Source organism: Acetobacter estunensis, assembly GCF_011516945.1.
Taxonomy (GTDB): domain Bacteria; phylum Pseudomonadota; class Alphaproteobacteria; order Acetobacterales; family Acetobacteraceae; genus Acetobacter; species Acetobacter estunensis.
This window is the reverse complement of record NZ_WOTH01000017.1, coordinates 1-14755: the sequence shown is the minus strand read 5'-3', so window position 1 is coordinate 14755 and position 14755 is coordinate 1. Positions and strand designations below refer to the sequence as shown.

Sequence of the window (14755 nt, the reverse complement as noted above, 5' to 3'; positions counted from 1 at the left end):
TCCGACATGAACCGATACGAATCAGCACCAAGATAGCCCAATGGGGCCTATTCCCGAGAGGCCGACGCTGCCAATTTCTGCCCCATTACGACAGGCACGAGTGTCACCGCCATGACGGCAAAGACCACCACGTTCACCTCCGGCATATGCTGCCCCAGCCGGATCGCGCCAAAGATCCACAGCGGCAGAGTCGTCTCGCTGCCAGCCGTGAAGGTGGAGACGATCACCTCGTCAAAGGACAGGGCAAAGGCCAGCAGCATGCCCGACATGATCGCCCCACCCAGAAGCGGGAGCGTGACGGTGAGAAACCCCTGAAACGGCGTGGCTCCCATGTCCTGCGCGGCTTCGAGCAATGTGGGCGACAGACGACGGAGCCGAGCCATGACGTTGCTGTAAACCACGACCGTGCAGAACGTGGTGTGAGCGATCACCAGTGTCACGAGATTGAACGGCAACCCGCAGGTGGTGAAAAAACTGTTCATCGCAATGCCGGTGAGGACACCCGGCATTGCGATGGGCAGCGTAAGAAAGAACGACCCGGCCTGCACGATGCGCGACGACAGACCGTTCATGCCCAGAGCCGCCAGCGTGCCGAGCACGGACGCCAGCAACGTGGCCAATCCCGCCACCTCGACCGAAATCAGCAGCGCGCTGCGCACTTCCTCATCCGCCCAGGTGGAGACGAACCATTTCAGCGAAAGACCGCGAATGGGCCATACCTGCACGGACGCCGCATCGAAGGCATAGATCAGCACCACACACAGGGGGAGCAGAAGGAAGGCCAGAACAGCCAGCGCCGCCGTCCAGACCGCGATGTTTCGCAAAGACCCGTTCATGTGCCGTCAAACGCTCCGAACCGTCGGGCCACCAGCATGTAACCCGCGACCACCACGAGGAGAAGGAGAGAAAAAGCCGCAGCAAACGGCACATTTCCCGAAACCCCCACATTGGAATAGACCACGTTGCCCACGAAATCCGATCCGGCACCGCCCACGAGCATGGGGGTGACATAATCTCCCAGCGTCACGGCAAAAGTGAAGATAGACCCCGCCGCCATGCCCGGCACGGCCAGAGGCAGGATGACGGTCCGCAACACCTGCGAGGGCGTGGCCCCCATATCACCTGCCGCATCAAGCAGCGAAGCCGGAATACGCTCAAGCGCTGCGATCAGCGGCATGACCATGAACGGCAGCCAGAGATAGGAAAACACCAGCCACAAGGCCACGTTTGTGAAAGCGATGGATTGCCCGGGCAGACCGGCCTCATGCAGAAACCAGTTCAGCACGCCGTCATGCCCAAGGATCAGACGCCACGCATAAATGCGCGCCAGCATGCTCGACCACAAAGGAAGCGCCACCAGAACCAGCAGCAACAGTTTCAGCCGCGGGCCGACCTTGCGGGCGATCACCCACGCCAGCGGCCATGCCAGAACGATGTCGGTCAACGTGACCAGCACGGCAATCCCGATCGTCCGCTGCGCCACGATGCGATACGTCACATCCGAGAACAGGACGCGGAAGTTGTCCAGCGTCCAGTCATGGACGATCTCGCCCGTCATGGAATCGACCTGCCAGAAAGCCGACAGCAGCAGGATGAACAGGCTACCGAGATAGAAAACCGTCAGCCAGCCAAACGGAGGGACCAGAAGGGCCAGATTGCCCGCATAACGGCGCAGGCCCATGCTCACTGCTTGACCTGCTGCCATGCACGCTGCCACGCCCCGTAGTCCAGACACTCTTTCTTGCCGTTTCCGCAGTCTTTCACAGGCGTCTTCCAAAAATGGATGCTTGCGAAATAATCTGAAGACGCATCGGCATGATACTGCTTGCACGAACCCGCCTGCTGCGCGTCCATCTCGGCACAGGCTTTCGTGTTGGCGGGCGTCTCGCCAAAGGAAAGCGCCTGCTGGGCCTGAACTTTGGGCGTCAGCACGTGATTGATCCACAGATAGGCGCAGTTCGGGTGCTCGGCATGAGCGCTGATCATCCAGCTATCCGCCCAGCCCGTCGCCCCTTCATCGGGGACGCTGTCCTGCACGGGCACACCGGCCGCTCGCAGCGTATTGGCCTGATAGGGCCACGCGGCGCCGACATGCGCGTCCCCGCTCTTGAACAGATCAATCTCGTCAGAGGCCAGCGCCCAATATTTGCGCACCAGCGAATGCTGTTCCTTCAACAGCGCCACCGCCGCGTCCATCTGCGCCTGTGTCAGTTCGTAGGGATCGATAATGCCGAGTTCCGGTTTGGCATGGGAAAGATAAAGCGCCGCATCCGCGATCTGGATCGGGTTGTCCGGCACCGTAATCATACCGGCATACGTCTTGTCGTAGATCACCGCCCAGCTTTTGGGCGCCTGTGTGAGGAACTTCGTGTTCCACATGAGAACATTCGGCCCCCATTCATAGGAAACGCCGTAATGCACACCCTTTACGGTGTTGAAACCCGGTTCTTTGAGTTCGGGCATCAGGTCGGCATAGGCCGGGATCAGGCTCATGTTCACCGGCTGCACATTGTGTCCGAAAATCAGGCGCAGCGCCGCGTCACCGGATGCGGACACGACATCGAACCCCTTGCCGCCCCCCATCCGGGTGAGAGCCACCATCTCATCGGATGACCCGACATATTTGCGGTGCACCTTGCAGCCGGTGCTCTGCTCGAACGGTTTGACCCAAACGTCATCGGCATAGCCTTCCCATGCCACGACGTTCAGATCCCCTTCTCCTTTGCCGATGGCGCCCGGCAGATCGGCGGCCTGCGCCGCGAGGGAGACGACCGAACAGCCGGTCGCGAGAAGAAATGCGGTGAAAGCCTTCATGGTCATCGTCCCTTTCAAAGGAAGAGAAAATACGTTTTTCATGCAGCGGAGGCCGGGAGACGATAGGCCGCCGCGCGAAACCACACAGCCGCCACAGGCTCACCTTCACGCAGCCCGCGCGCCAGACGGGACGGCAGGATGGCCAGAATGCTGTCGTCCTCCGAGGCTCCCCTTACCCGGCATCGCGTGACCGGCCCGAGATAGGCGATTTCCGTGACCGTTCCCGGCATGACCGCCTCATCGGGCGACGGCACATAGCCCTGTGCCTCCACGCGCACATCCTCGGGACGCAGCAGGATGTCCTGACCGGCCTCCGTCAGGATGTTCGAGGAGCCGATGAAGCAGGCGACAAAGGTGCTCGCCGGATGTTCGTACAGTTCCTGCGGCGTTCCCACCTGCTCAAGCCGCCCCTCTGAAAACACGGCGATCCGGTCGCTCATGCTCAGCGCTTCTTCCTGATCGTGCGTGACATACACAAACGTGATGCCCGTCTGCTTCTGGATGCGCTTGAGTTCGACCTGCATTTCGCGGCGGAGCTTGAGGTCGAGCGCGCCGAGAGGTTCATCGAGCAGAATGAGGGAGGGTTCGTTCACCAGCGCGCGCGCCAACGCCACACGCTGCCTCTGGCCACCCGAGAGCTGCGAGGGACGCCGATCGGCCACCCCTTCCAGATGCACCATCTCCAGCGCCTGCGTGGCCCGTTCGCGTCGTTTCGGTTCGGGCACACGACGAATTTTTATGCCATAGGCCACGTTGTCGCGCAGGCTCATATGGGGGAACAGCGCGTAGTCCTGAAACATCGTGTTCACATCCCGCCGATAGGGCGGCAGACGCGACACATCCTCCCCGCACAGGCTGATCTCACCCGCATCGGGAAACTCGAAACCTCCAATAAGACGCAGCGTGGTCGTCTTGCCTGAACCCGATGGCCCCAGCAGGGTGAAAAATTCGCCCGGCCAGATTTCAAGGTCGATCCCTTTGAGAACCGGTTTTCCGTGTCCGTAGGATTTCGTCAGATTGTGCAGGCTGACAGCAGGGACAATCTCAGGCGCCTTATCCTGCACAGGCGGCTCCTTGTACACGGCCCCAACACGTCGTTCCCTGTTCACCTGTGAAGAGAGGAAGGAAGGCGCCGATCAAGGTGGACGAGGACATCTTGCTCCGTTTCCCGGTCCTGCATGGGACCATGCCAGTTTCATTATCGAAACAATATTGGCGGAGCAATCTTCTCCCGGTCAACTCCCCTGACCGGCAGACCGTGCGCGATATATGAAATGTAATGAAAAAAGAGGGTTAATGACCGATGGAGTGGCAGCGTGGGCCACTCACACCGGTACGCGAATAAGTGGGTAGGCTGGCCAGACGGTCCCCTCAAAGAGCCTTTGGCCAGCCCGTATCCTCAGACCGTGACGGTAACGGAAGCGCTATTGGAGCCCGTCGTCACCGAAACGCTGGTGTTCGCAGCAAGCGTTGCGAGGCTAGAGAGCCCCTTTTCCACGGATGTCAGAACCGTGGAGGCGTCCCCGAACAGGGTCGCTGCGGCCTTGGCGGCCTGCGGGTGGGACGCCAGATCGGTCTGTGCCGTGGCGGCTGTCTTGAGCAGGCTGCTGTCGGCCGATGCCACCGCATTGCTGGCCTTTGTGAGCGCACTGGACAGATCGGCAAAGAAACCCTTGCCGCCAGAGACCTGATCGAGTTCGCAGTCAGTGATGTCACGCATGTCGGTTTTCCTCATGTGAACATTCAAACCGCCACGTCCCATTCTGGCATGACGGCGCTTCAGAAGACCCCCGATTGGGGCACAGCACCACCCCTTGAGAAGCCTGACGGTCATGAATTTTCGACAATTCCCATCCCATGGGTCATCTGAATGACGAAACACGGCCTCTTTTTTCTTGCAAATAATAATTGTTCGCAATACCATGATTCTTGTCCCTCAGGTGTCGTCCGTGTCCAACCGTCCACTTCACTTCGTCACCCTCGGGATCTACGGACGGCATCGGCTTTCCCCCATCAGCCGATGCCGTCCACTCCGCCGCTCTCTGACATCACAGGGAAGGCAGACATGCGACAGCCCCCCTTCCCCCAAAGGCGCATCTGTCGGCATGTGGGGATTTCTTCCCCTCGCAAGGATGTTTCCCCCTGCTTCATCATCTGGACAGCCTGCTTCACCATTACGGCTATGGCATTGTCACCGTGCTGGTTCTCATGGAGAGCATGGGCATTCCCGTACCAGCCGAGACCTGCATCATCACGGCCTCACTCTACTGTCTCAAGACCCACCATCTGGCGATCGAAGGCGTAGCGCTGGCCGCCATTGCGGGCGCCATCATTGGCGATAATTTCGGCTACCTGATCGGGCGGCATTTCGGACTTCCCCTGCTGGAAAAATACGGCGCGCGCGTTGGCCTCACGTCAGAACGCCTCATCCTCGGGCAATATCTGTTCCGCCATCACGGAAGCGCCATCGTCTTTCTGGGACGTTTCGTCTCGGTTGTCCGCGTGTTCGTCGCCATTCTGGCGGGTGCGTGCGACATGCGTTGGGAGCGCTTCATGCTCTTCAACGCGATGGGCGGCACGGTCTGGGCCGGCGGCTGGGCGCTCGGCACCTATCTGCTGGGCCGCAAGATCTCGCAGGTGTCCGGCCCTACTGGAATTGCGATCGGAGTGCTGACAGCCGTCTGCCTGCTTGGCACTGGCATGTTTCTCAAGAAAAACGAGAAGCGATTGACCCAGCAGGCCCTGACAGAGGCAAAATCACTCCCACAGGCAGCGGAATAGTATCCCGCAACGGGCGGAAAGCCGCTCGCAACGAGGGCTTTCCGATAATTATTCCCGGTCGATGCTGGGTTCAGGCGACTCTTAGCCCTTCAACTCAGCCGTCAGCGTGATTTCGGTTTTGAACAGCTTCGACACCGGGCAATTGGCCTTCGCCTTTTCAGCCAGTTCCACGAATTTCTCCTGACTGGCTCCCGGCACGGTGCCGGTGAGAACCAGATGGACGGCTGTAATGGCAAACCCTCCCTCCTGCTTATCGAGCGACACCGTCGCTTTCGTATCGAGCGCCGTGGGCGTGAAGCCCGCGTCCCCAAGAATGAGGGAGAGCGCCATCGTGAAACAGGCCGCATGCGCCGCACCGAGGAGTTCCTCTGGGTTGGAGCCGGGCTTGCCTTCAAAACGGGTGTTGAAGCCGTAGGGCTGGTCTTTCAACGCCCCGCTTTCGGTCGAAATCAGGCCCTTGCCTTCCTTGATCGGGCCTTCCCAATGCGCCGTGCCGAATTTCTGGATGGTCATGGACTGTCCTTTCGATGGTGTGTCGCCTCTCGGACGAGGCAGGAACCTTCACGTGCAACGCGGCGGACGGGAAGGCGGTTTCGTGCTGCCAGCCATGTCAGTCGCAAAGAGATGATGTCGCGCTGAAACGAAATCGCGTGCATACCATCTGTCATGTATTGGTCCGGCCCATCACGCGGGGAGAGCATGACGGCTCTCCTGCCGCGCCTGTTTTCCAGTGTGCGTTTTCCCGCATCCTTCCAGTGTGTGGAAAGCGCTTCTATGTCGTGTCGGATCCCATCTTCCCGGAGAGTTTCATGAGTGCTGCAACGACTGAAATCCGCAGTTCCACGGATGTCCTTCTGATTGGTGGTGGCGTGATGAGCGCCACTCTGGGAACATTCCTCCAGACCCTGCAGCCCGACTGGACGATCGACATCTTCGAGCGGCTCGATGACGTCGCGCTGGAAAGCTCGAATGCGTGGAACAACGCTGGCACCGGTCACTCCGCGCTGTGTGAACTGAACTACACGCCCGAGCGCGCGGATGGCGCGATCGACATCAGCAAAGCGCTCAACGTCAACGAACAGTTCCAGATTTCGCGTCAGTTCTGGTCTTTCCTCGTGCGCAGCAACCAGATCCCCAACCCCCGCGAATTCATTACGCCCATCCCGCATATGAGTTTTGTGTGGGGCGACAAGAACGTCGATTTCCTCCGCCGTCGCTATGAAGCGCTCAAGGACCATCCGCTGTTTTCCGGCATGCGCTACTCCGAAGACCCCGAGCAGCTTCGCCAGTGGATGCCGCTGGTCATGAAAGACCGCGCACCCGGCGAGAAGCTGGCCGCGACGTGGATCGCGTCCGGCACGGATGTGAACTTCGGCGCCCTTTCGCGCCTGCTGTTCCGGGCGCTGTCCGCAAAGCCCGGCGTGGCTCTTCACACGGGTCATGAGGTCGAGGACATCAAACGCGGCGAGAACGGTCGCTGGAATGTCCGCGTGAAAGCACTCCATACGGGCCAGAGCCGAACCGTGAGCGCACGATTCATCTTCATCGGCGCAGGCGGCGCGGCGCTGCCGCTGCTCCAGAAGACCGGCATCCCCGAATCCCGTGGCGTGGGCGGTTTCCCGGTTAGCGGCCAGTTCCTGCGCTGCAAGAATCCTCAGGTCATCGCCGCCCACCGTGCCAAGGTCTATGGCAAGGCGTCCGTAGGTGCCCCGCCGATGTCCGTCCCGCATCTCGATACCCGCATGATCGACGGCGAATCCTCGCTGCTGTTCGGCCCATATGCCGGGTTCTCCACGCGTTTCCTCAAGAAAGGCTCGCTGTTCGACCTGCCTCGATCGATCAAGGGCAATAATATCGGCGCCATTCTCGCTGTCGCCCGCGATAACTGGCCGCTGACGAAATACCTCATCCAGCAGGTGCTTCAGAGTCAGGGCGACCGCATGAAGGCCCTGCGCGAGTTTATTCCTGATGCGCGCGATGAGGATTGGGAACTGATTGTCGCCGGTCAGCGCGTGCAGGTCATCAAGGCCGATGCCAAGAAGGGTGGCGTGCTGCAGTTCGGCACGGAGGTCATCAACTCGGCCGATGGCTCGGTTGCGGCCCTGCTTGGCGCCTCCCCCGGTGCTTCTACGGCCGCCCCCATTATGCTGACGATCATCCAGCGCTGCTTTAAAGCGCAACTTCCCGCGTGGGAGGCCCGACTCAAGGAAATGGTGCCGTCATTCGGACAGAAACTCTCAGACAATCCGGCTCTGTGCGAACAGCTGCGCAAGAGCACGACAGAGGCTCTGCAACTGGAAGACTGACACCAACTTGCCCTCAGGCGGTCATGGCAAGGGTTCCGTCGCCCTTGCCCACCAAAGGCACATCATTACGCTGTTCTCATACAAAAAGGGCGCTCTAATGGAGAGCGCCCTTTTTATGCCGAGATCAAAGACGGGAAGTGCGTCAGGCGCTTTTCTTATGATCGCTCAGCTTGTTTTTATCGCCGTTTTCCAGACCCGGCACCTCAATGTCGATTTCCAGCATTGAGCAGCTTGCGCCCCGGTCCAGTTTCACCTGCACTTTGTCCTGATCGACGGACACATGCTTGCGAATGACCTCCATGATCTCTTTCTGGAGCTGAACGAGAAGGTCGGATTTTCCCTCCCCCAGACTGGCCCGCTCATGGGCCAGAAGGATCTGCAACCGATCGCGCGCGACCGGAGCCGAAGACTTGCGACTGAAAAAGCTTGAGAAAAATCCGCTCATGCCGCCCCCCGCTTGAAGAGCCAGTCAAACAGGCCCTTCTTCTCGGTCGGAATGGTGATGTCCACTTTCTCGCCGGACAGACGGCGCGCCGCCTCGAAATAGGCGCGGGCCGGTGCGCTCTCCGGCGCGGCAAGCGTGACGGGCGCACCGAGATTGGAAGCCCGCAGCACATCCTGGCTCTCCGGGATGATGCCGATCAGCGGAATGGACAGGATTTCCAGCACATCGTCCACGCTCAGCATCTCTCCCCGCGCGGCGCGCGCCGGGTCGTAGCGGGTCAGAAGCAGGCTCTTCTTCACCTTCTCACCGGCTTTGGCCTTTTCGGTCGTGCTGTCGAGCATACCGATGATGCGGTCACTGTCGCGCACCGAGGAGACTTCCGGGTTGGTCACGATCACGGCCTGATCGGCGTGATACATGGCCAACTGTGCCCCGCGCTCGATACCGGCCGGGCTGTCGCACACCACCCAGTCGAACTTCTCTCTCAGTTCCGCCATCACCTTGGCGACACCTTCCGCCGTCAGCGCGTCCTTGTCGCGTGTCTGGGAGGCCGGCAGGAGCGAGAGATTGTCCAGCCGCTTGTCCTTGATGAGCGCCTGCGGAAGCTTGGCGTCCCCCTGAATGACATTGACCAGGTCGAAGACGACCCGACGTTCAGCTCCCATCACCAGATCGAGATTCCGCAGCCCGACGTCGAAATCGACGACGACGACGGACTTGCCCGTCTTGGCAAGCGCCGCGCCGAGAGCCGCGGTGGTGGTGGTCTTGCCAACGCCGCCCTTGCCGGATGTGACGACGAGAACCTGCGCCATGAATTCCTTGTCCTTATTGTCTGTCCCACGGCACCTCATGGGCACTGCGGTATATGGTCAGTATGGGCTCACAAACCCGGAAACCAAAAGTGAAGAAATGCCAGAAAAGTGTCAGGAAAGCGGTCGAAGTGTAAGAACTTCGTCTTCCAGCACAGCCTGCGCCGGTTTCCCGAGAAGCTCGGCGGGCATTTCCTCGGCAATCGCGTAGAAACCGTCAATGGCCAGCAGTTCCGCTTCCATCACGCGGGCAAAAATCCGAGCGTCCGGACGTCCGACAATCCCGGCAATGGCCCGTCCTCTCAGCGCTCCATAGACATGGATCGAGCCTCCGGCCGAGACCTCCGCGCCCGAGGCGACGGATCCGAGCACGATCACATCTCCTTCCGCCCAGACAATATGCTGTCCTGAGCGTACCGGTTCATCCACGATCAGCGCGCCCGGCGGCAGAGACGATGGCTCCAGTTCGTCATCGGGAACATCTTCTTCCGGTGTCGAGCGACCGCCCGTCAGCCCTTCCGGCCAGTCCCATCCCGCGAAGACAGCTTCATCGCGATCGGCGCCTTCAATTCCGATCACACGGATCGCGCGTTCGCCCAGAGCCGGGAGCAGATCGGACAGGCCGGGCGTGTCCAGCGGCAGAAGCGTCAGATCAAGGATGATGGGTTTACCGGAAAAGAAACCGGCTGAACGGGCGATCTGATGATCCAGTGCCGCCAGCCACGTTTCCAGAGGCGCTTCCGGCGTAAGCACAAGAGCGAGAAAGGAACGGCCGCCGGCACGAATGCGAGGCAGTCCCGTCGTTTCTGCGGAAGCGGTGGAAAGGGTCACGATGGAAAGCTCGTTCTCTAGAATCTGAAGACGGGATGGCACGCCACCACGCGCTCGCCGGATAGGTTTACATGGTAGCTACACCGCCGCCCCTTCACTGTCGAGGCGAGTGGGGGCCGTATTTTCTGCAACATTGACGAACATTCACGCGCACGCAAGCATCCCGATACTGGCGCGCGCGGCGCGGATCGCCTAAATCGGGCCTCATGCGCATCCTACATCATTTCCCCCTGTCACCCTATTGCCGGAAAGTCCGGCTGATGCTGGGTGAAAAGCGCCTTCCCTTTGAGCCGCTGACAGAGCGGGTGTGGGAGCAGCGCCCCGAGTTCGCCCGCCTGAATCCTGCGCAGGAAGTACCGGTGCTTGTGGAAGACAATGGGCTTGTCGTGCCGGATTCTTCGGTGATCTGCGAGTATCTGGAAGAAGCTTATCCTGACCCGTGCCTTCTTGGCCGCACACTGGCGGAACGGGTGGAAGTCCGGCGACTGGTCGCGTGGTTCGACAACCGTTTTGCCCGCGACGTAACCCGCAAATTACTCGGGGAAAAGGTGTTCAAACGCCTCGGTGCGCGCGGCAATCCGGATGGAACGGCGCTGCGCGAGGGCTATGCCAACATTTATCCGCATCTGGACTATATCGGACAACTGGCGGAATCACGGACGTGGCTGGCAGGAGGCGCGTTGTCGCTGGCCGATTTCGCCGCTGCGGCCCATCTTTCCTGCCTCGACTTTATTGGCGATATCGACTGGAGCAAATCACCGACGGCCCGTGACTGGTACGCCCGCGTAAAGTCGCGCCCGTGCTTCCGTCCGTTGCTGAATGACCGGGTGCCCGGGCTTACGCCTCCAGCCTGGTATGCCAATCTGGATTTTTGAAAAGCCATATCCTTGCAACAATTACTCGAATGCGACCACAAAATATCCAATGTACTTCAGCAAGAAAATAAGATCAGACGCAAGGCGTCAGCTTTACAGGCAAACTAAATTTATCTTGAGTGAAACGCGGAACATTTCCTTTTAGCGTCATTGAAATCCCGTTACTGTATGCAAAAGTCTTCCCATGAAACGCCTTCTCCTTGCTACCATCGGCCTACTTCTTGCCGCACCTAACCTTCACGCAGATCCACTCCCACCAGTCAGGGCGGCTCTCCCGGGAGAAACCTTTCCCATTTCTCTGCCGCAGCGCACAGCTGACAAGCCCGAAGTGCGGGACTATGCTGCAGGCGGCATTATTGGTGGAGCATGGGACTCCGTCCTCCTGAATCCCCCAAACATCGGGGAGCATTCCGCGATGGTCCCGACAGACTCCCATTTGCGTCCCGGAATGCACGTCATCACAGACGGTCTGCCACCCGACACAATAATCAGCGGCATTTCTCCCCCCGAGCAACAGGTGATTACTCTCTTCACTGCCACTGAAACCCTACCAGACGCAGAGCAGTCGCCCATCGCTCCGTCTCACGGTATGGCGACCGCCCTGATCGTCAACGCCCCAGCCATTATCCCATCAGGAGCTTCGATCTCCGCCCCCGGCCTACCCTCAGGAACGCATATCATCTCCGTAAGCGGGAAAACGCTCTACACGGATCAACCCGTCTCCACACTGATCCCCTCAGGCACTCCGCTTCATCTGACTTGGCAAAGCAGCCCCATCTGGTTCTCCCGCAACTGGATGACCAATGCCCACGCCGGACAACCAATCGGCTTCTGGCAACAAGATGATTACCGCGCTTTTGAGGAAGCTGCATGGTGGAATGATCTGGAACACGGCGGCAACAATGCCCGCATTTTCGTTCCCGGCGGCGTCTATTACCTCTCAAAAACCGTCTATACCCGCAATGGAACCTCGTTTGAGTTGGCGCCCAACGTCCGTTTCATTTACGGTTCCGCCTCCATTGACAGCAGCGACGGCAACGCTCCCGCTTTTTCCCAGGTCTCCTTTCTGGCGAGCGGACATAATAAAATGCCCACCACCGTCAACATCACACAGGAACTCTACCAGCGCTCATTACCGGATATTCAGGGCCAGGCCCTGCTTATCGCCCAAGATAACGCAAACTGCCTCAACGATGGCAGCGGATGGGGCTGCGGCATGGTCGGCGCGGAAGTGAAACAACACGTCAATAAATTCGTCCGACGCGGGTTCCTATGGGAATATCACGGCACCGATCAGATCGAGCCGGGACAACATATTCCCTGGGCGGGCCTGGAAGCAGAAATTGCCAACAATTCCGGCTGGTGGGGAGCCTTCGCCGGCAATGCGCTCAATGGCAACACGCTCGGCCTCCATATCGATAATATTGCCCCTGGCCCGGGACACGTCCCCACATCCTACGCTCTGGACCCAGCGGGAGATTGGCATACCATGGCCCAATGCGATGCAACCATTCTTGACTGGTGCATCGCCCATCATGACGGACTGTATTCCAACCAGCAGCCCATGCCCGATAGCGGGATCGATTCAAAGGGGCGCATTTTCGGCAATCAATTCATCACCATGCAAACCGCACCCGACACAGCAACATCTGGCGTCATATCCGCGGGCGTAACAGCCGCAGCCACTCGCACAGCAACCATTGATAAAGACGGCCAGATCGGCGCTACCAGCGTCAATACACCCATTCTCGAAAACGCCACTTCGGGTATCAGCGACATCATCATTGAAGAGCCGGGACGTTTCAACGCACCTGTCACGCTCTCCATCGGTCGTCCACCCCAGGGAGGAACCCCTGCCAGAGCGGAAGTGGCGTCCTACAGTCTTCGCGCCCTTCAGGGCGGGATCGCCATGAATGCGACCGATCACAGTAATGCCCCAGATGGCGTGACAGTTGGCATGACCTTCGCTCTGACAGGTGGACGCTGCACGACCCACCCCACAGTGCGATATGACGGCACACTTTTCACCGTTACACATCCCGGAAACTGCTCCGTCTTGCCGGACGCCATCACGCCAGAAGGCATGAAACGTACCGTCCTCACTCTCTCCTGGATCTCTGGAGGAAACGGGCCACCAAGCGTAGAACCTGTTGTGGAACCACTTTACGGTATTCGCTCTATCCGCATTACAGACCCCGGCAGCGGCTACAATGCTGCCGTCCCTCCCGATATCCTTGCCATCACACATTTTTCTGGAGCAGCCTGGCGGGGCATTATCTACACTCCAATCAAGCTACGCGCCGAAACCGGCGGCGGCCAGATGCACCAAAACCCCATACGCTTGGCAGCCATCCACGCAGAAAACCTTCCCACGCCCTGTGAGCCGGGAGAGATCGCTTTCGTTCCAGATATTCGCAACAATGGAGAGACCGTGGGTCATGGCACAGGAAGTCTCGTCTGGTGCACCACAGAGCGCCAATGGTTATCCAGTAGTGGTCCTTTAAGAAAATAAGCGCTGCACACATAAGGTCGGAGCGTCGAGATCTATCCCAGAGGACAAGCTGACGGTAGGATTATAGCCCAAAACGGTATATCGGGTTCCTCGTGCTGGGATAAAATACGGAAACATCGATTATGGCAGAGCTTTCACCGCAGTTCGTTCAGAGAGAAATTACCTGTTTCGACAGCCTGCGAATGAGCGAAAACTGGCAGATCAATGATCATGTCCATGTCTCCGAATTGGCGAACGCTGCCTTTGTGATGCTGGTGAAAAACTCGGAAGACACCATCCGGTTAAATCTAGAGCACCATTATCGACTGGGTTTTCGGCATTTCTTTATCCTAGACAACAACAGCACCGACCGCACGGCGGAATATATCTTTGCATTTCGCAGACATTTTCCCGAAGCTCACGTCTGCTACCTCACGGATTATGAACCTGGGCATGTACAGGAAGTCAAAATGAAGGCCATAATGGACTTCATTCGGACATATACAACCATTCAGGCACATGCACTTGACTGGGTATTTTTTCTAGATGCCGACGAATTTATCACATGTTGTGTAAAAGATGGTGCCATTGCTGTAGAAGCCATGAATGCAACGCTTCGAGACGAAAACATTCAGGTTCTTGTATTTAACTGGGCGCAGGCCGCATTGTTTGACCGAAACACTCAAGAGATCACACAATTTGCAGAGACACTGTCAACCACCACAATGGCGGTGTTCCAAACAATGAAAACGCACGTCACCAAAATCGCACTTCGATTGAGCGGTGGATTTTATCCTGAGGCGGGAAACCACTACATAGCGGGCGGCGGCCCTGCAGAAGGTCGTGTTAAAAGCATGATCGAAGCTGGTTTTACAATGTTGCATTTTCCTATTCGCACTACAGAACAGTTACAAAGAAAGTTGGAAGAAGGCGTGAAAGGGCTCGAAGCAGGAAAAGTTGACCCAAATCTGGGATCCCATTGGCGCTATTATCATAGCCTTATTCAGCAGCATGGCCACGATATACTTCGGCAAATTCTTGTTCAACACATACAAGGAAGCATAGATTAATTTTGGCACCCGAACATGAATAACGAAAATAAAATATGTTATGTCGTTAGTTTGGGGTCATTCTGCTTTACGGCTCAGATGATTCAAGATGCGGGCTTACGGCGCTTTTCCGGTCCATTTGACTGGGTCTTTTCTACACCTGAAATCATTCAACACTGCATTTCTGACAATTTTTCAGATTTTTTGCAGAGGAAAAATTATATAAACTGTGATCACCCCAAAAGGTGGAGGGTTCGAAAAACCCTTGGCTCTGAGCTGTTCTGTGTGATTCCATTTCTTCGGCGTTGATTGGGGATGGTGGAAGATGAAGCAGCCTGGTTTCTTTGATGTTGA

The 14755-nt window shown here is 58.1% G+C and carries 16 protein-coding genes and 1 pseudogene; 6 read left to right on the top strand and 11 right to left on the bottom strand.

Translation table 11 applies throughout. From position 1 onward, the window contains the following. Positions 1-47: 47 nt before the first annotated feature. The 5 genes from GOB87_RS09425 to GOB87_RS09405 form a co-directional block, all read right to left on the bottom strand. Positions 48-836 carry an ABC transporter permease gene (locus tag GOB87_RS09425; protein WP_166315714.1) on the bottom strand — a complete coding sequence of 263 codons (789 nt, stop codon included), beginning with the start codon at positions 834-836 and terminating at the stop codon, positions 48-50. Next, positions 833-1681, bottom strand: coding sequence for an ABC transporter permease (locus tag GOB87_RS09420; protein WP_166315711.1), 849 nt, complete (start codon positions 1679-1681; stop codon positions 833-835). The genes GOB87_RS09425 and GOB87_RS09420 overlap by 4 nt, the downstream gene beginning before the upstream one ends. A gap of 2 nt (positions 1682-1683) precedes the next feature. Continuing rightward, on the bottom strand, positions 1684-2814 hold the full coding sequence (locus GOB87_RS09415; RefSeq protein ID WP_166315708.1) for an ABC transporter substrate-binding protein: 1131 nt from the start codon (positions 2812-2814) through the stop codon (positions 1684-1686). Between the two features lie 38 nt (positions 2815-2852). After that, complete coding sequence (locus GOB87_RS09410) at positions 2853-3878, bottom strand: ABC transporter ATP-binding protein (RefSeq protein ID WP_264805235.1); 1026 nt, start codon at positions 3876-3878, stop codon at positions 2853-2855. Between the two features lie 335 nt (positions 3879-4213). After that, on the bottom strand, positions 4214-4534 hold the full coding sequence (locus GOB87_RS09405) for a hypothetical protein (RefSeq protein WP_166315705.1): 321 nt from the start codon (positions 4532-4534) through the stop codon (positions 4214-4216). A gap of 476 nt (positions 4535-5010) precedes the next feature. Between GOB87_RS09405 and GOB87_RS09400 the strand changes: the two genes are divergently transcribed. Next, positions 5011-5595 carry a DedA family protein gene (locus GOB87_RS09400; protein WP_264805237.1) on the top strand — a complete coding sequence of 195 codons (585 nt, stop codon included), beginning with the start codon at positions 5011-5013 and terminating at the stop codon, positions 5593-5595. 81 nt (positions 5596-5676) lie between these two features. Here GOB87_RS09400 and GOB87_RS09395 read toward each other — a convergent pair whose 3' ends face one another. Beyond that, positions 5677-6108: an OsmC family protein gene (locus GOB87_RS09395; protein WP_166315702.1), complete on the bottom strand. Its 432-nt coding sequence runs from the start codon at positions 6106-6108 to the stop codon at positions 5677-5679. Beyond that, positions 6105-6296 carry a hypothetical protein gene (locus GOB87_RS09390; RefSeq protein ID WP_166315699.1) on the bottom strand — a complete coding sequence of 64 codons (192 nt, stop codon included), beginning with the start codon at positions 6294-6296 and terminating at the stop codon, positions 6105-6107. The genes GOB87_RS09395 and GOB87_RS09390 overlap by 4 nt, the downstream gene beginning before the upstream one ends. Before the next feature lie 108 nt (positions 6297-6404). On the opposite strand from GOB87_RS09390, the gene GOB87_RS09385 reads away from it, so the two are divergent. After that, entirely contained in the window at positions 6405-7901 is a 1497-nt protein-coding gene (locus tag GOB87_RS09385; protein WP_166315696.1) for a malate:quinone oxidoreductase, read from the top strand. A 142-nt stretch (positions 7902-8043) separates the two neighbouring features. On the opposite strand, the gene minE is transcribed toward GOB87_RS09385, so the two are convergent. The 3 genes from minE to minC all read right to left on the bottom strand — a co-directional run bounded on the left by minE (position 8044) and on the right by minC (position 9986). After that, entirely contained in the window at positions 8044-8346 is a 303-nt protein-coding gene (gene minE, locus GOB87_RS09380; protein WP_166315693.1) for a cell division topological specificity factor MinE, read from the bottom strand. Next, positions 8343-9158, bottom strand: coding sequence for a septum site-determining protein MinD (gene minD, locus GOB87_RS09375; protein WP_166315690.1), 816 nt, complete (start codon positions 9156-9158; stop codon positions 8343-8345). The genes minE and minD overlap by 4 nt, the downstream gene beginning before the upstream one ends. Before the next feature lie 111 nt (positions 9159-9269). Then, positions 9270-9986 carry a septum site-determining protein MinC gene (gene minC, locus GOB87_RS09370; protein WP_264805240.1) on the bottom strand — a complete coding sequence of 239 codons (717 nt, stop codon included), beginning with the start codon at positions 9984-9986 and terminating at the stop codon, positions 9270-9272. A 206-nt stretch (positions 9987-10192) separates the two neighbouring features. Between minC and fzlA the strand changes: the two genes are divergently transcribed. The 4 genes and pseudogenes from fzlA to GOB87_RS17150 form a co-directional block, all read left to right on the top strand. Next, positions 10193-10861: an FtsZ-binding protein FzlA gene (gene fzlA, locus GOB87_RS09365; protein ID WP_166315684.1), complete on the top strand. Its 669-nt coding sequence runs from the start codon at positions 10193-10195 to the stop codon at positions 10859-10861. A gap of 415 nt (positions 10862-11276) precedes the next feature. Next, positions 11277-13373 (top strand): hypothetical protein, encoded by a 2097-nt coding sequence (locus GOB87_RS09360; protein WP_166315681.1) that lies wholly within the window; start codon positions 11277-11279, stop codon positions 13371-13373. A 122-nt stretch (positions 13374-13495) separates the two neighbouring features. Continuing rightward, positions 13496-14422, top strand: a complete 927-nt coding sequence (locus tag GOB87_RS09355; RefSeq protein WP_166315678.1) for a glycosyltransferase family 2 protein — start codon at positions 13496-13498, stop codon at positions 14420-14422. 15 nt (positions 14423-14437) lie between these two features. Beyond that, positions 14438-14563: pseudogene (locus GOB87_RS17150) on the top strand (DUF1796 family putative cysteine peptidase); the annotation flags it as partial. 4 nt (positions 14564-14567) lie between these two features. Here GOB87_RS17150 and GOB87_RS16815 read toward each other — a convergent pair. Continuing rightward, positions 14568-14755, bottom strand: a 188-nt coding sequence (locus GOB87_RS16815; protein WP_242006279.1) for a hypothetical protein, incomplete at its 5' end; no start/stop codon positions are given.

Bases quoted from the DNA above. Each gene is read 5' to 3' on its own strand.
- GOB87_RS09425 (WP_166315714.1), bottom strand. From the start codon at position 836: ATGAACGGGTCTTTGCGAAACATCGCGGTCTGGACGGCGGCGCTGGCT.
- GOB87_RS09420 (WP_166315711.1), bottom strand. From the start codon at position 1,681: ATGGGCCTGCGCCGTTATGCGGGCAATCTGGCCCTTCTGGTCCCTCCG.
- GOB87_RS09415 (WP_166315708.1), bottom strand. From the start codon at position 2,814: ATGAAGGCTTTCACCGCATTTCTTCTCGCGACCGGCTGTTCGGTCGTC.
- GOB87_RS09405 (WP_166315705.1), bottom strand. From the start codon at position 4,534: ATGCGTGACATCACTGACTGCGAACTCGATCAGGTCTCTGGCGGCAAG.
- GOB87_RS09395 (WP_166315702.1), bottom strand. From the start codon at position 6,108: ATGACCATCCAGAAATTCGGCACGGCGCATTGGGAAGGCCCGATCAAG.
- GOB87_RS09390 (WP_166315699.1), bottom strand. From the start codon at position 6,296: ATGCTCTCCCCGCGTGATGGGCCGGACCAATACATGACAGATGGTATG.
- GOB87_RS09385 (WP_166315696.1), top strand. From the start codon at position 6,405: ATGAGTGCTGCAACGACTGAAATCCGCAGTTCCACGGATGTCCTTCTG.
- minE (WP_166315693.1), bottom strand. From the start codon at position 8,346: ATGAGCGGATTTTTCTCAAGCTTTTTCAGTCGCAAGTCTTCGGCTCCG.
- minD (WP_166315690.1), bottom strand. From the start codon at position 9,158: ATGGCGCAGGTTCTCGTCGTCACATCCGGCAAGGGCGGCGTTGGCAAG.
- fzlA (WP_166315684.1), top strand. From the start codon at position 10,193: ATGCGCATCCTACATCATTTCCCCCTGTCACCCTATTGCCGGAAAGTC.
- GOB87_RS09360 (WP_166315681.1), top strand. From the start codon at position 11,277: ATGGTCCCGACAGACTCCCATTTGCGTCCCGGAATGCACGTCATCACA.
- GOB87_RS09355 (WP_166315678.1), top strand. From the start codon at position 13,496: ATGGCAGAGCTTTCACCGCAGTTCGTTCAGAGAGAAATTACCTGTTTC.